This is a genomic window from Ruegeria sp. CH11, assembly GCF_056537105.1.
Genome location: NZ_JBQFQX010000004.1, coordinates 46,292 through 60,858, shown reverse-complemented (window position 1 = coordinate 60,858; position 14,567 = coordinate 46,292). Strand labels below are relative to the sequence as shown.

The window sequence follows — 14,567 nt, the reverse complement described above, 5'->3', positions numbered from 1 at the left end:
TGGTGTGCCCGTCACAGCTTGTTGACGGGAATTTTCAGCATAACGTCGCCATGTTCGTCCGTTGGCGGCATCTGACCGGCCCGCATGTTTACTTGCAGCGAGGGCAAGATCAGGCGCGGCATCGCCAGCGTCGCATCGCGCGCATCACGCATTTCGACGAACTCTTCGATGCTGCGACCCTGACCGATGTGGACATTGAGCGCCTTTTGTTCGCCAACCGTCGTCTCCCACGCATATTCGTCGCGTCCCGGGGCCTTGTAGTCATGGCCGACAAAGATTCGGGTTTCGTCTGGCAAGGACAGGATTTTCTGAATTGATTCAAACAGCATTGCCGATGATCCACCCGGAAAATCGCAACGTGCGGTGCCGAAATCAGGCATGAACAGCGTGTCTCCGACAAATGCGGCATCTCCGATTACATAGGTCAGACAAGCCGGCGTATGCCCCGGAGTATGCAGCACATCCCCGCGCATCTGCCCGATGTGAAAGCTGTCGCCCTCGGCAAACAGTGCGTCGAACTGGCTGCCATCGCGTTGAAACTCGGTGCCTTCGTTAAAGACTTTGCCGAACGTGTCCTGAATCTGAACGATGTTTGCGCCGATCCCGATCTTCCCGCCCAGTTCCTGCTGAAGGTAGGGCGCGGCGCTGAGATGGTCGGCGTGTACGTGGCTTTCCAGAATCCACTGCACGCTCAAACCGCTTTCTTTGACATGGGCAATGATCTGATCAGCAGCCTGAGTTCCGGTGCGCCCCGAGGCGTGATCGAAGTCCAGCACGCTGTCGATGATCGCGCAGGCAGTGCCTTGCGGTTCCTGTGCCACGTAAGAAACGGTGAAGGTCTGTTCGTCAAAGAAAGCTGTCACTTTGGGTGTCATGGTATCCTCCGCCAGGCGATTACATATATCAATAATGGAATATGAAGGGATTTCCAATCCGTGAATTGATATAGGTCATGGCATTTGGAACAAATCTTGCGTAACGTTTAACCAAAGCGCAAGACATTGGCGATTTCCCGCCGCACAACCCGCGAAATTATGAGACATTCATGAAACCGCATGATGGTCTTAATCCCGTTACCTATATCTGGCACTGTAGCACCAATTGGGAGGAAGCAGATGACAGCTCAGGATCTCTATTTTGAGGCGGAAAAGCTTGAACGAAAGCTGAAGGGTGCTTGTATGGATACGCGTCTGGCCCTGCAACCAAACGTCAGCCAGGTTATCGGTGCCATGCGCGCCCGTGGCGTTCAGGTCCCCTCGCGTCTGCGTCAGCTGGATGCGGCGCTTTACGAAGACGCGATTGAGGCTCAGTTCGACAATATGCCCGTCTGAACAGGTTGGTCATCCGAAGGATATGCCAAGGATGACCAGCATCAGCCCCAGAACAGACAAGAACAAGGACGCCATGTTCCAGGGTAGAACACCTTGTACCGTGGCGCGCAGTTCATCATCCGACAACCCGGCTTTGCGCGCCTTCATCACGCGCAGGATGCACCAGACAAGACCGACCAGCCCGGCCAGCGACAGGGCGGCTCCGCCCCAGACGATAATGTCGAACATGCTTCCCCACGGACACAAACAGAACGTGCACCGCGCTTAACGGATCGCTTCCAGCGGCACAAGCCCGGCGGCGCGATTGCGCGCTTGCGCCCCGTGCAACGGCGATGTATCCGGGCAACTTGCCCGCATCGTATTTCAGCCTTGGGAGAGACGCAGATGGAAGACATCACCGAAGATCAGGCCGCCGCAAATTACCGCGTGACCGCAGGCGAATTGCGCCAGTTTGTCGAGCGTATTGAGCGTTTGGAACTGGAGAAGAAGGACATCGCGGACCAGATCAAGGAAGTCTATTCCGAGAGTAAAGCGCGCGGCTACGACGTGAAGGCCCTGCGCAGCATTATCTCGCTGAGAAAACGCGACAAAGATGACATTGCCGAGCAAGAGGCCGTTATCGAAATGTATAAAGAAGCCTTGGGTATGACCTAAAAACGATTCTTAGTTAGAGCGATACTTCGGGCATGCTGCTGACGGCGAAATGTTTGCAGGTGCGTCGCTTACCAAGAAGAGAAACAAAGCGCAGCCAGACAGGGCGAAGACTTCAAGTATCGCAGATCTGGCTGGCTGCTCAGTTACTTGTTATGTGTCGGAGTGTTTTGCCGGGCCAGCGGCAAATTCAAAGGCCGCACAAAAGTCCGAATACATGCCAGTACCCGAAGGATGCTATAGGCCGACCAAGATTATCTCTCGCGTTTTGGGCGTCTATGCATGTCGCAACTAACTTCATTGCGCCAACTGGCGCTTTTTTTCCGGCCAGAATTCGTCCACCACGACATATGCGATGATTACAAAGAAAGCGGCGCTGGCAACTTGCAATACTCGAGTGATGCTCTTGACGTCAGCTTCGTCTGAAAACGGCGCAACCGACCCGCCATATACGATCAATGCCGTTGTTATGGCAGAGCCGGCGGCAGCGGCGAGCGGGACATGAGATTTCCCAAGCACGCCAAGTGCAAGACAAAAGAAAAAACACAGCAGAATGGGCGTCAGAATAACCGGAGCTATTACGTTTATTTCATAGCATATGATAGAGACTGCCGCCCCAAGGAGGTTTGCCGTCAGCATGGCTTTGGCAACCGTTTTACCCGCAGAGGGCATCGCCGCAAGCTGCTGACTCAGTAGGGCGACAAAGAACAGAACCAGTAACGCAGACGCGCCGGAAACAAAGAACGCGATAGCAAACGGAACTGTGACAAGGGACATTCTGACTATGCGGCGATGTGGGTCGAAATCCGGCGACGTTGCGGCCTTCTTCTGGGTTGCCGACTGAGGTTCAGCAGGTATCAGCAAGAACATCAGTGTCGAGACGAACCCGGCGAAAAGCAGGTTCAACGGTATCCAATACACGAGCACCAGAGCCAGATCCTGTGATTGCAGAACTAGGTTCGGAATCATCAACGCCCCCATTAGGGCAATGACACCCGGCAATACTCCGGCACCGGAAACTGACCACATGAAAGAGAGGATTATTCCAATGGCCACGAGGATGAGGAACACAAGAGGATAGGGTGAGAAGATTGACGACACCAGGAATGAAATGAACATCAATCCAATTGAAAAGACAAACAGCTTACCGAATGCCGCCAAAGGCAATGCAGCAGGCGCTTGAAGAAAAAGAGCAGTGAACACTGCTCCGACGACAGCAAGCGGCCATCCAAGAAACAAACCCAAGGAAAAGACGCCAGTGACACCCAGCGCAAGCCGGGTGATCGAATGTTTGTCGTCAGTACGCATAGGACAGAATTGAAACCACCCGGATGTAAGTGCGGCCGACAAGATTCAGCAACGAATTGTCACTAAGATACATAATCACATCGGCCTGCCCGTTCAGTTGAAAGCGAAGATCATCTTCGGTACTTCCCGCTTCATAGCCGGGTAGAACAATCCTGACCGGAAACCTTTCCGGCTCGCGCAAAAATCCCTTGGTGCTTGGTGGGCTCGCCAATTGCCCCGGCTCATCACCGCCGCTCAAAGACACTGCAGCGCTAAAGCTCTCAATAACGCCCGGAATGATTTGACCGGGATGCATATCCAACACGACATCTACCGGAGACCCCACCGAGGCTCGTCCCAGGTTGTTTTCTGTAAAATACGCCTCGATCCAGACATCAGTAGCATCCAGAAACGTCAACAGATCCTGGCCGGATCGCGCATACGTTCCGGGGGCTATTAACAGATTAGAGATCACACCTGTCGCCGGAGCACGCAGTTCGGTCCATTCAAGGTTCAGTTCCGCATCCGCCAAGGCCGCCAACGCGCGCTGGATTTTCGGGTTTTCAATCCCATCTTCACCAAGCCGCTGCTTTGCTTTTTCCAGATCCGCTTTTGCGTTCTCATAGTTCGCCTCGGACTCTGCCAGTTGCCCTCTGGCATCATCGGCCTTTGAGACGGCAATCAGCCCTTTCTTTTCGAGCGCAAAAACGCGTTCAGTCTGGATGCGCATCGTATCAAGATCGCTCTCGGCCCTTGCTAATTTGGCTTGTGCCGCTCTTACCTCTGCCGAGGATGCACCCACTTCTTGAGTGGCAGCTTCGAGGTCAGCTTCTGCCTTGTCGCGCTGAATCTCGTAGGGGCGCGCATCGATCCGGACAAGGACATCCCCGGCGGAAACGACCTGACCATTCTCGACCAGAACTTCGGTCACAGTACCGGTCACCTGGGGGACGATCTGGGTCGCCACAGCCTTCACTCTGGCGTTTCCAGTAAACGGTGTTTTTCGGTCCGCAACCAAATACCAGATCAGAAAGATGAGAATGACGGCCAGTGTCGACCAAATCGTTTTCCTCATTTTACCGCTCCTTCAGCGGTGCCTTCGGCGTCTGGTGAAACGTCAATCCAGACCTTGAACAATTCATAGAAGACGGCGAACAAAACCGGCCCCATGAAAATTCCAATCAATCCGTAGGCCATCATGCCTCCAAGAACCCCGATGAGGATCACTAGCATGGGCGTCTCAAGTCCTTTTGAGATGAACACAGGCCGCAAGAAGCTGTCCATTATTGTGACCGGGACAGCCAGTATGGTGAATATCAACGCAGTTCCGCCGGACATTGAACTCCAGGCGTAGATGATCACGGGCAAAAGAACCAAGCCGGGTCCGATTTGGATAATTGAAAGGATCAGACAGATGAAAGCGAGCGTGGCGGCCGAGTTGATCCCGAACAGCACCAACAAGAGCCAAACGACGACCGCCTGAATGGCAGCCACTCCGATCACGCCTTTTGTCACATTGCGGATCGTGGCACCGGCCAGAGTTACAAACTCGCCGCCTCGGGGTGCGAAAACACGGTTGGCAAAGCGCTGGAGGCCTTGAACCAGGTTTGGCCCGGGGCTGAACAATGCACCCATAATCAAGACTGAAAGCGCAAGACCCAGTAGTCCAATACCAATCCCTAGCACTTTGCCGAAAAGCGACTTTGTAATCTCCAAGATTTGCGCACCGTATTTTGCAAGCGCACCATCCAGGTTCCGCTCAAACAAGCCCCACACATCGGCAATCTTGCTTCCGATCAGTGGCAATTCCTTGATACCCTCGGGCGCGGGTGGAATTTTCAGCTCGCCCTTGTCCGCCTGTTCCGCAAATTCGGACCCGAGTTCGGCAGCACCAGACACTGCGGTTGCGACTGGCCCCAGTGTCAGCACAAGGCCCAACAATACCAAGATAGTCGCCGCAAGCTTCTTTCGTCCTCCGAGCTTGGATTGCAGCCAATCAAATGCCGGGTAAAGCGCGACGCAAAGGATCGTTGCCCAGATGACGACGCTTGCAAGCGGGGCCACCATGACCAGGGCGCTGTAGAGGAATAATCCGAGAAAGAGCAATCGTATCGCGAGATCGACAATCTTCGCGTCCTGGGTCTTTTCCATTCTATCCCTCCACCATTCGTTTTCTGAACATTACACTCAAGAAACGTAATATGTATATATTTTTGAACTGCGAACGGCCATCTATCAACTTGAAGACACAATTAAATCCGGACCTAATCTTGAGGTGCCCGGTCAAGTTGATGCCCGCACATTCACGCCGAACGGCAAAAATGGGCGCAATCTACTTGTCCGCTTTTTTGTCGTCATCTTGCGACAAGATTGTGTCTGCCACAGTAGTCGCTGCAGTCACGAAGACGCCGAGGCCTACAATGATGTAAACCATTGTAAAGATCTTACCTGCCGCAGTTTCAGGTGAGAAGTCGCCAAAGCCAACGGTCGAAATTGTCACCACTGAAAAGTAGATTGAGTCGAGCCAACTCCAACCTTCGACAAAGTGATAAAAGACCGAGGCCCAAAATATCATTCCGACCGTAAAAGCAAGAAGGCCTTTCACTCTGGCGTCCTTGAAAGCGACGCCTATCCCACGTGTTATTCTGGTTAGCGAGTTCATCGTGTCCTCATCTTTCGAAGAATTCATATATAACAGTAATTGGATTGTTGTGTGAAATCGAACGAACGTCGCGGCGATTGGTTCCGACGACGCGTCGTTTCGCGGCCCTCAAAGCTCAAACAGTGCTTACGTCTTCGGTTAGCAACACCTGCTTATGGTCAGCTGTCTTGAAACGGGGAACAACAGCCTAGAGCGAAAGGTTGTCTTTTCCGTTTCTTCGCATTTCGACCCAATCAGCGAGAGATATCAGTTGTACCGCCGAGATGGTTCAAGTTCAGGAAAACGACGGGGCATATAATCGACTAACATAATGCTTTAATGGTCTAGGCTGACCAGGAAGTGAATCTGAACTTTAGGAGTATAGCGTGCGATACCTAACAAGAGGTCTAATGGTCTGTTGCGCTGTCGCGCTTGTCGCTGCCATTGCGGCTTGGCTCTTTTTGTCCTCTGCATTGTTCTCCTCATTAAGGACCAATTTCGTCGAAAATCTGATCTCCAAGAAACTTGGACAGGACGTCGTTATAGAAAATGAAGTACGACTGGGCCTTGGCCAGCAATTGCAGGTATCTGCGGCAGGGCTGGTACTGCCCGGTTCGCAGAGAGATAACGCTGATCTGGCGGCAATCGACGAACTTGAGTTCAAAGTTTCTGCCCGTGACCTCTGGAACAGTAAACTGTCGCTGAGTGACCTTTCTCTCTCGGGTGTTCATCTCAACCTGATTACGGACAAGGACGGCGTCGGAAACTGGCAGCCCATTTCCCCGACGGGGGCTAAAGCAGGGGATTCTGCTAAACCTCCAAATTTGCATGTGGCTGGAAATCTGACGGATCATAAAATTGACCTGACCGATATCTCGGTTCTTTACCAAAATGACCTAAACGGGCTTGTGTTGGATCTGCAACTTGCTGAGCTGCTTTTGAAACGCGACACCGAAACCGATATTGCAACCGCGGCTGGGACCGGTTCGCTAAACGGAGAGACGTTTGATCTGAGCGCAAGCTTCCCTTCGGAAGACCCGTTCCAGGTAGCGGTGAACTTTCAACAGATCGCGATTGCCGCAGAGGAAGTCCCTCAAGAGAACGGGCTACAAGTGAAGACAACCCTGGAAGTTTCCGAACTTGGCCAGCTTCTTGATATCCTGAAGCTCAACCGAGTTCTCGAGGGGTCAGGGAGTATTGGTGCAACATTCAAATCGGTCGACGGCGTAGCCCGAATTGATGACCTGGCGGTATTGACTGAATTGGAAGGTGGGCAAAGTCTTTCGTTGACAGGGCAAATCGGAGAGTTGGGGAACCCGGAAGACGTGTCGCTCACAACCCGCATTCGGTTGTACTCAGAAGATGCTGAACCGGCCCCAGCCGCATCGCGGTATGATCTAAAGCTTATCGCAGTTGATATGGTTATCGACAGCGTGCCCGGGCAGATTCCGCAGCGGCAAATGGTCATCAAAACCAACGGTTTCACATTGGACACCTCTGGTGAAGGGCCGCCCCCGATCAAGTTTTCCGAGCTTTCCAGAACACCCCAAGGCGCGTTGCGAGTTGGGAACATCAACTTGAGAATTGGGAACCCGGCAGATCCATTTATCGTTTTAAATGGTTCGGTCGAAGATGCGTTGCAATTGCAAGGCATATCGGCCGAAGGGTTGATGGATATTCCAGCAAGCAGCTTGATCTCGCCAGAGCTGCTGGGACCGGATGATCAACTCGGCAGGTTTTCCGGCGACTTTCATTTGAACGGCGACATCAATCAGCTGACGCTGACGAATCTGGATGGCCAGACAAGCGATACGAAACTTTGGAACCTCAAGGTTCATGGCACCGTCAAAGATGTACTCAAATTCGAGAACTTAAATTTGGCAATTGATGTCGAAGTCCCATCCGGAGCGGATTTGCTAGAAGCCCTATTGCTTGAACGTGTGGAAACCGGACAGGCGCGCTTTGCAATCGACCTCATTAGCGAAGGCACGGATTGGAACGCAAGCGCCAATGTCGAAATCGCCGACTCTGCCCTGCAAATTGTGGCCGATCTCGATGATGCGACTGATGCTCCTGTGCTGCGGGGCTCGATAGAGAGTGATCTGATAAAGATAGATCAGATCCGGACCATCGTTCAGGCCGCCGCCCAATTGCGAAAGATAGGCGGATCGGATTCCAACGAGGAAGACGTCACTCAAGAAGCCGATGCAACTGGTCCTCTAAGAGATGTGACACTGAAACCTATCGGGCGTTCAATTCTTCTGTCCGGGATGGATATGGATGTTGATATTGATCTTCGGCATATCGAGGGGGCCAAAGGTATCAGCAGTTTGCAAAGTGAACTGACGCTCGACGAAAACGAACTCAGGGCCGGACCTTTGAAGTTCGAATACGGAGGTGCTCATTTCGACGTCAGCGGGCAAATGGATCTATCGAATGATGCGCATCTACTCACGTTGACCGGCAAAGCAGGGGGCTGGCAGCTGGATGAAATTCTTCACAGCCTGAATTTCAAAAAGGGCGCAAGCGGTACGATCTATGCAGATTTTTCTGTGACCGGAGGAACCGATTCAGCCAAGCATTTTGCCAACAGCATGAACGGCAATGCCACGGTTTCAATGCGCGATGGCTCGATCGAGACCCAGCTTTTGGATCTGGCAGGGTTGGGGGTGCTACCTTGGGTATTTACCAAGAAGAAACAAAAGGTTGCACCAATCGTGTGTTTGCGCGCGCCGATCAGTATTTCCAATGGGAGCATTTCGACGAAACAAACCACATTGGAAACAGATCATGTCCAAGTTGTCGTCTTCGGCGGTGTTAATGTGGCGGGCAAGGTTTTGGATCTGAATCTACAGCCCCGCAAGATTGGCGAACCTCTTTCGAAAAGCCCCTGGCCAGTGACCTTAAAGGGCCCGCTAGCTAAGCCGAAGATAAAGGTCAAAGACGGTCCGCGACGACTGAAACGATCGGATGGTGCGGACAAAATGCCGGAAAAAAGAAAGCTATGCGTTCCGGATATACTACAACTGCAATAGTGGCAGAGGCGGTCAAAACAAGAACATCATTAAAGTTCATAAAGGATGACATCGTTTCTTAGAAGCGATATTTGATTTGGGTTTTCTCTCGACAATTTTCTGAACACTACACATCACGATTTGCAGGATAGACAGCTTTGACGTGACCGCGAACACTTTGCGAGCTCGTGTTAAGCTAATGCACCCTTTGCTTTCAAAGCGATCGGCCAGGTTTTTTGTTGCATGTGCAGTATTTGGGCGGTGTGTCGTTCAACTGCTTTGGATCAGGTCCGCTCGCGTCTCGCTTTTAGCATAGGTCTCAGCTCGCATAGTCATCGCTTCTGGCATTCAGCATGCGCATCAGCCCAGGCCATTCCGTTTTGCCGTCGTAATTGTAGTGTGCGGACACAGCCATTTGGTCCTGATAGCGCGCGACTTTTTGCGGATCGATGAGGTGCAAGTCACGCCCCATCGACAAGGTCCTGATCTGCGTGCTGCAGGTTTGCCGCAAGAAATATGCACGGAAGAATGCGGCCGCGGCAGTGTCGCCCAGCGCGTAATAGCCATGGTTGCGGCTAATCAGTATTTGGTTGTTGCCAAGACATTCGACGAAGTGCGTGCCAAAGGCCTCGTCTTCCTCGAACTCATATTCAATATAGCCGGTGATATTGCCAAGATAGACAGCAGGTTGGTTGAGCGGCAAGAGTCCCTCCTTTATTGACCCAACCGCCATGACTTCTTCTTCGTGTCCATGCACAAAGAAGTTGGTGTCAGGCCGCGAGCCCAATATCCATTGGCAGAGGTTTTGTACCCCATCATTGAGCCAAGGCGCATCTGGATCCACAGGCTGGCCTTCGGCATTGATTTTGACCATGGAAGAGGCCCGTGCTTCTTCCCAGAACATTCCATAGGGGTGCACGAGGTAGTGATCCGGTTCATCCGGCACCCGTGCGCAGACCGCGCCATTGGCAAGATCGGACGTCCCATAATGGGCGATGATGCGAAACAGCGCGGCAAGGTCGACGCGGGCCTGCCACTCAACCTCAGAGCAGTTCTGACGGGTTTTGATCGAAGCGAGTGTCATAGAAAGATCCTTTTCAAAGCGCGCTGGCGGCGCGAAATTGACGTTTGAGCGTTCGGATGCGCGAGTGCAGATCGTCCCTGTCGGAATAAATGCCTTCAATGTACCTTGCACCCCCCTTGGCGTCGTAGCCTGCACGCCCATGCAGCGCACGGCGGTTGTCGAAGGCCAAGAGATCACCGGGCTCATACCGGAACCTCATTTGGTACTCTGGGCTCTGCGCCCTTACAGAGAACGCGCGATAGGCTTTGTAAGCCCGTGCCTGAACCTCAAGCGGAGCCCTCATTGGCGCACGCAAGAACGTGTTGTAGCGCACCCCGGTGATCGTACCTAAGGTATCCGTTTCAATGACCGGACCACGACCGCGATAATCCGAGGTCTTGGAGCGGTTGTTGTATTCCCAGATATCCGTAGCCAACTCTTTTGCGGTCCACAGAATAAGCGGTGCGGGCTTGTCTGTTCCGAACCATGCAGTCCCACGAAGCCAACCCGGGTGGAACTCGGTCTGGAGGCCATCGGAGAAAGTAACGTCAACCGCCCCCGAGGCCAGGATCTGAGCACCCGTAAGTTGCAGGTCTTCTGAAATCGCTTCGGGTCCAATCGCCATTTCGCGCGCCTTTGGGTGGGTTGTGACAGGGTCGGGACTGTTTTCACGCAGCAACAAGCTGTGGTGTTGTGAAGTCAGACCGTCCGTCCAGGTGATCGACAGCGCATCCTTGGTCAGGTTGAGGCTTTGGACATCATTATCAACAGGCCAGACATCAAAGTCGGGTGTGATCGGAAATGCAGTCATTGGGGTGCCCTCCTTTACATCAAATACATCAGGATAACGGGGAATCTCTTGACAGGAATCAGCGATTGCTTGACCTAAATTGACATGTCGTGAGTGAACCATGCCAAACGTCGCAATCGTATTGACTGATCATTTCCCGATCCTGTCCCTTACATTGGTGACCGAGCCATTGCGGGTGGCCAATCGCGAATTGGCCGAACAGGCATGGCAATGGCGGATCTTGTCGGCTTCGGGCGGAATGGTCCGCAGTTCTAGTGGTATCGATGTGTCTACCGCGCATTTTGACGACGCATGGGACGATATCTTGTTGTTGTCCTCATATGCGCCAGAAAGCGCGCTGACCAAGTCATTTGTCGAGTGGCTCAGGCGCAAGGCGCGGGCCGGAACTCTGATGGGCTGTGTCGATACCGGTGCAATGATCTTTGCAGAAGCAGGTCTGCTTACAAGAAACCCTGCCGCCGTTCACTTTGAAGCGCTGCGCGGCTATCGCGAAACCTACTCAGATCAGATGTTTGTGGATCGTATGTTTGATCTGTCGGATAATCGCTGCTCCAGCGCCGGTGGCGTGGCTACGTTTGATATGACACTCGCCTTGATTGAACGGTATTCCGGTCGAGATTTGGCGAAGCGCGTCGCGGAAATCCTGACCTATCGCCCAACGGAACATATGGGGCCGCAGCAAAAAATGCTGTCGGAGACCGCGCTGGCAAAGATGGATCGCACCCTTGGCCGTGCTGTCGACCTGATGTTGGTTCACTTGAGCGAACCGTTAAGCGTCTCAACCATCAGTACCCAAATCGGTGTCCCGCAATGGACACTTGCGAGACTGTTCAAACGCCATCTGCAACAGTCGCCCTCGGCCTATTACCGGTATCTGCGTCTGTCCCAGGCCAGAAATCTGCTCGTGAACTCTGCGTATCGGATCAGCGATGTTGGCGCGCTGTGTGGCTTTGACAATCCCGAGAGCTTTGCGCGTGCCTATCGGAAGCAATTTGGTGAAACCGCATCGCAAACGAAATCGGCATCCGACGACGCCCGCTAGTTGACGTTTATATACCCACGCGTTGCCGATCGGTAGAAGCGGACATTCAACAAATCCTAACCCGACCGGCGTATTGCAGATGTTTCGATAGGGGACGCGGTTCCTTACCGGTTTACGGTCTCTTAAGGTTTGGGATCATGTTCAGACGGATTGTCGCGCTCATCAAGGTCCAACACTGAAGGGTCGATCAGGCGCTTGTTGGCACTTATCTTGACAGAATTTCGCATGGCTTCACTGCGCCGGAGCAACCGACGGAAACGCGTTTCGTCGAGTACAAGCAGTGTCGACGGTGCCAGCGCCCGCACATTCACGGGGCGTGGCCGCTTTGATAACATGGCCAACTGCCCGAACATTTCTCCACGACCCAACCGGGAAGTGTGCCTGCCAAACTCCACCTCGACTGCCCCAGAAGCGATGAAGAACACACTCCGGGCCAATTCATCTTTGGCAATGATGGTATCACCCGCATTGGCATAACGGGTGCGCAGTGCACGGCTGAGTTTTCTCAGGGACGCTTTGTTGAGATCAGAGAATAGCGGAAACTGTCTAACCAGATCCCGACCCTTAAGGGCAATATCCAGCACCGGACGGCCTTCAGTCAGAGCACGTCGCTCTGCCACTTCCCGCATCAACACCGAATAGAGTTCTTCGCCGACCAGGCCGTCCTCGCGCATGATCGCGTACTCACGCTCTTCCAGTCGCAAAGCGGTCCGTCGGATGAACCGCCGTTCCAGCTTTTCGGCATAACCGGGATATTGTAGCCGCAAACCGTCAAGCGCAGTCTCAACCGCCTCGGACCGGCGCGCCAAAAGATCATCAAGCAATTCCGCAACCCGGCGGCCGTGAATCCGGCGTATGCGGCCCCGAACGAATCCGTCGAGATCGCGCAGGATCAGGCGCTGCATGAGCAATCTTTCAAATCGATCCGTTGTGATGCGCGTAAGCGGGAACGAGATCCGAAGTCGGTTGTGCAGGAACACAGCGATCCGAAAGGACCTGCCGTAGACAACAGACCGGTTTGACGCGCGCTGATAGCCGATCCGCCCTCCGGTCCGTGCGCCTTCAATGAGCCGATCAGCGTCTGACAGAATCTTCTCACTCAGAACCGATGACATGGTGCGCTCTCGCATCCGGGCCAACACGGAATCTCGCTCGGCACCTGCCAACGCAATAAGTCCGAGCGTGATCCGGTCACGATCAAGAATCTGTGCGCTGTCTTCAGCGACTTTAACGGCCTCGTCGAGGCGTTCGCTGAACAGTTTGGCCTCGTTTCTGACGATATCGTGGGTCAAGTCGTAGTTTTCCGCGGTGCGGGACACGTCCTCGCGAACCGATTGCAAGGCCACGGCGACAACCTGGCGCGAGAGGGCCGCATCAAGCGGAGAGAGCCTGTCGAGCCCCAATTTTGTGATCACCATGCGCAGCGTTGTTCCCTGAACGATCAGTGTGAACAGGGTAAAGCCGGTGGCCAGAATGCCGACCAGGCGCTTGGTCTCAAGCGGGATCTGCGCGCTTTCGGTGACCGAAAGCGCCAGCGCCAGCGTCACGGCTCCACGCAGCCCACCCCACAGTATTGCAACGCGATAGGGGCGTTCTACAGCAGGCGACACACCGATTGCCGTGAGCAATGGCAACAATCCGAACAGAACCGCTGCCCTCGCGAATGTTGCCGCAAGAACCACGACGGCCAGCAAGACGAAGTCAGAAGGCCGAACCCCTTCCAGCAACCGTGGTATCAGCAACGCGGCAAGAATGAAGATCAGTGCTCCTGCCCAATGGGCTAGAAGATCCCATACTTCTTGCAGGTTGGTCCAAGCGACCGGCGATAAACGACCGGGAGCTGTGAGGTTAAGTGTAAGACCTGCAGCCACAACCGCGATGACGCCCGACGCCCCAACGCTTTGTTCTGCGACGATATAGGCGAGATAGGGCAGTGCGACGGAAATCGAAATCTGCGCCATTACCCAACGGTCTACGTAAGCCATCACCCAAACCGCCATGCGCGCCATTAGCCAGCCGGTGAGGACACCACCTGCGATCAACTTCGGGAATTGTCCGCCGGCTTCGCCTAGTGACGGATCGGGCCTTCCGAGCATGACAAAGCTCATGAACAGCCCGAACAGCGCAATCGCAGCAGCATCGTTAAGGAGGCTTTCGCCTTCGATGATTCGCGACAACCTGCGCGGTGCCGAGATTGATCGAAATATGCTGACAACCGCCGAGGGATCAGTTGTCGACACGATGGCGCCAATCAAAAGGCAGGCTACCAACGGTAGTGTGCTTACCCAGCTGAGCGCGTAGCCAATGGAAAGTGTTGCCACGATCACTGCCACAACGGCCATCATCAGGATGGGCATCCAATCGTCCAGCATCCTGCGCAGGTTCATCCCGATTGTCGCCTGAAAGAGCAGCGTAGGCAGGAAAACATAGAGGAATACGTTGGACCGGATTGGCAGATCGATAATCGCTTGCGCCCCCGGGTTCAGCGCATCCGTCAAGTCGGTGTTGAGAAAGAACGTCGCACCAAGCCCAATCACGATCCCCATAACGGCGAGAATAACGCTGTAGGGTAAGCGCAACCGTGCAGCCAGTGGTTCCGCCACGCCGATGACAATAAAGAGAGAAGTGATGATGGTCGTAATGACGACGATGTCCATAATTCCGTATTACCTGAGAACCGGGGATTAGGGAATCCACTCTTCAGGCCAGAGCGAACACGTTGGATCA

The 14,567-nt window shown here is 53.7% G+C and carries 13 protein-coding genes; 4 read left to right on the top strand and 9 right to left on the bottom strand.

Going from position 1 to position 14,567, the window contains the following annotated elements; all coding sequences use genetic code 11:
- Positions 1-11: 11 nt before the first annotated feature.
- Entirely contained in the window at positions 12-875 is an 864-nt protein-coding gene (locus tag ACR0LX_RS08110; protein ID WP_480783264.1) for an MBL fold metallo-hydrolase, read from the bottom strand.
- 240 nt (positions 876-1,115) lie between these two features.
- Between ACR0LX_RS08110 and ACR0LX_RS08105 the strand changes: the two genes are divergently transcribed.
- Complete coding sequence (locus tag ACR0LX_RS08105; protein WP_480572327.1) at positions 1,116-1,331, top strand: hypothetical protein; 216 nt, start codon at positions 1,116-1,118, stop codon at positions 1,329-1,331.
- A 9-nt stretch (positions 1,332-1,340) separates the two neighbouring features.
- Here ACR0LX_RS08105 and ACR0LX_RS08100 read toward each other — a convergent pair whose 3' ends face one another.
- A complete protein-coding gene (locus ACR0LX_RS08100) occupies positions 1,341-1,559 on the bottom strand; it encodes a hypothetical protein (RefSeq protein ID WP_480783263.1) in 219 nt (72 codons plus the stop codon).
- Positions 1,560-1,715: 156 nt separating this feature from the next.
- On the opposite strand from ACR0LX_RS08100, the gene ACR0LX_RS08095 reads away from it, so the two are divergent.
- Positions 1,716-1,985, top strand: coding sequence for a DUF2312 domain-containing protein (locus ACR0LX_RS08095; RefSeq protein WP_480572333.1), 270 nt, complete (start codon positions 1,716-1,718; stop codon positions 1,983-1,985).
- Between the two features lie 294 nt (positions 1,986-2,279).
- Here the strand turns inward: ACR0LX_RS08095 and ACR0LX_RS08090 are convergent, their stop codons facing one another.
- The 4 genes from ACR0LX_RS08090 to ACR0LX_RS08075 form a co-directional block, all read right to left on the bottom strand.
- Positions 2,280-3,290: a DUF2955 domain-containing protein gene (locus tag ACR0LX_RS08090; protein ID WP_480783262.1), complete on the bottom strand. Its 1,011-nt coding sequence runs from the start codon at positions 3,288-3,290 to the stop codon at positions 2,280-2,282.
- Complete coding sequence (locus ACR0LX_RS08085) at positions 3,280-4,344, bottom strand: HlyD family secretion protein (protein ID WP_480578807.1); 1,065 nt, start codon at positions 4,342-4,344, stop codon at positions 3,280-3,282. Before ACR0LX_RS08085 ends, ACR0LX_RS08090 begins: the two co-directional genes overlap by 11 nt.
- Positions 4,341-5,420: an AI-2E family transporter gene (locus ACR0LX_RS08080; RefSeq protein WP_480783261.1), complete on the bottom strand. Its 1,080-nt coding sequence runs from the start codon at positions 5,418-5,420 to the stop codon at positions 4,341-4,343. The genes ACR0LX_RS08085 and ACR0LX_RS08080 overlap by 4 nt, the downstream gene beginning before the upstream one ends.
- 181 nt (positions 5,421-5,601) lie before the next feature.
- On the bottom strand, positions 5,602-5,874 hold the full coding sequence (locus ACR0LX_RS08075) for a potassium channel family protein (protein ID WP_480578803.1): 273 nt from the start codon (positions 5,872-5,874) through the stop codon (positions 5,602-5,604).
- A 422-nt stretch (positions 5,875-6,296) separates the two neighbouring features.
- Here ACR0LX_RS08075 and ACR0LX_RS08070 point away from each other — a divergent pair, with 422 nt between their 5' ends.
- Positions 6,297-8,945, top strand: coding sequence for an AsmA family protein (locus ACR0LX_RS08070; RefSeq protein WP_480783260.1), 2,649 nt, complete (start codon positions 6,297-6,299; stop codon positions 8,943-8,945).
- A gap of 298 nt (positions 8,946-9,243) precedes the next feature.
- Here the strand turns inward: ACR0LX_RS08070 and ACR0LX_RS08065 are convergent, their stop codons facing one another.
- Together ACR0LX_RS08065 and ACR0LX_RS08060 are read right to left on the bottom strand one after the other, a co-directional pair.
- Entirely contained in the window at positions 9,244-10,008 is a 765-nt protein-coding gene (locus tag ACR0LX_RS08065; protein ID WP_480783259.1) for a class II aldolase/adducin family protein, read from the bottom strand.
- Positions 10,009-10,021: 13 nt separating this feature from the next.
- Positions 10,022-10,798: a TauD/TfdA family dioxygenase gene (locus ACR0LX_RS08060; protein ID WP_480783258.1), complete on the bottom strand. Its 777-nt coding sequence runs from the start codon at positions 10,796-10,798 to the stop codon at positions 10,022-10,024.
- A gap of 100 nt (positions 10,799-10,898) precedes the next feature.
- On the opposite strand from ACR0LX_RS08060, the gene ACR0LX_RS08055 reads away from it, so the two are divergent.
- Complete coding sequence (locus ACR0LX_RS08055) at positions 10,899-11,840, top strand: GlxA family transcriptional regulator (RefSeq protein ID WP_480783257.1); 942 nt, start codon at positions 10,899-10,901, stop codon at positions 11,838-11,840.
- Between the two features lie 122 nt (positions 11,841-11,962).
- Here ACR0LX_RS08055 and ACR0LX_RS08050 read toward each other — a convergent pair whose 3' ends face one another.
- A complete protein-coding gene (locus ACR0LX_RS08050) occupies positions 11,963-14,497 on the bottom strand; it encodes a cation:proton antiporter (protein ID WP_480783256.1) in 2,535 nt (844 codons plus the stop codon).
- Between the last annotated feature and the right edge of the window lie 70 nt (positions 14,498-14,567).

Excerpts from the sequence above, each read along its gene's own strand:
- ACR0LX_RS08110 (WP_480783264.1), bottom strand. The coding sequence starts at position 875 with ATGACACCCAAAGTGACAGCTTTCTTTGACGAACAGACCTTCACCGTT.
- ACR0LX_RS08105 (WP_480572327.1), top strand. The coding sequence starts at position 1,116 with ATGACAGCTCAGGATCTCTATTTTGAGGCGGAAAAGCTTGAACGAAAG.
- ACR0LX_RS08100 (WP_480783263.1), bottom strand. The coding sequence starts at position 1,559 with ATGTTCGACATTATCGTCTGGGGCGGAGCCGCCCTGTCGCTGGCCGGG.
- ACR0LX_RS08095 (WP_480572333.1), top strand. The coding sequence starts at position 1,716 with ATGGAAGACATCACCGAAGATCAGGCCGCCGCAAATTACCGCGTGACC.
- ACR0LX_RS08090 (WP_480783262.1), bottom strand. The coding sequence starts at position 3,290 with ATGCGTACTGACGACAAACATTCGATCACCCGGCTTGCGCTGGGTGTC.
- ACR0LX_RS08085 (WP_480578807.1), bottom strand. The coding sequence starts at position 4,344 with ATGAGGAAAACGATTTGGTCGACACTGGCCGTCATTCTCATCTTTCTG.
- ACR0LX_RS08080 (WP_480783261.1), bottom strand. The coding sequence starts at position 5,420 with ATGGAAAAGACCCAGGACGCGAAGATTGTCGATCTCGCGATACGATTG.
- ACR0LX_RS08065 (WP_480783259.1), bottom strand. The coding sequence starts at position 10,008 with ATGACACTCGCTTCGATCAAAACCCGTCAGAACTGCTCTGAGGTTGAG.
- ACR0LX_RS08060 (WP_480783258.1), bottom strand. The coding sequence starts at position 10,798 with ATGACTGCATTTCCGATCACACCCGACTTTGATGTCTGGCCTGTTGAT.
- ACR0LX_RS08055 (WP_480783257.1), top strand. The coding sequence starts at position 10,899 with ATGCCAAACGTCGCAATCGTATTGACTGATCATTTCCCGATCCTGTCC.
- ACR0LX_RS08050 (WP_480783256.1), bottom strand. The coding sequence starts at position 14,497 with ATGGACATCGTCGTCATTACGACCATCATCACTTCTCTCTTTATTGTC.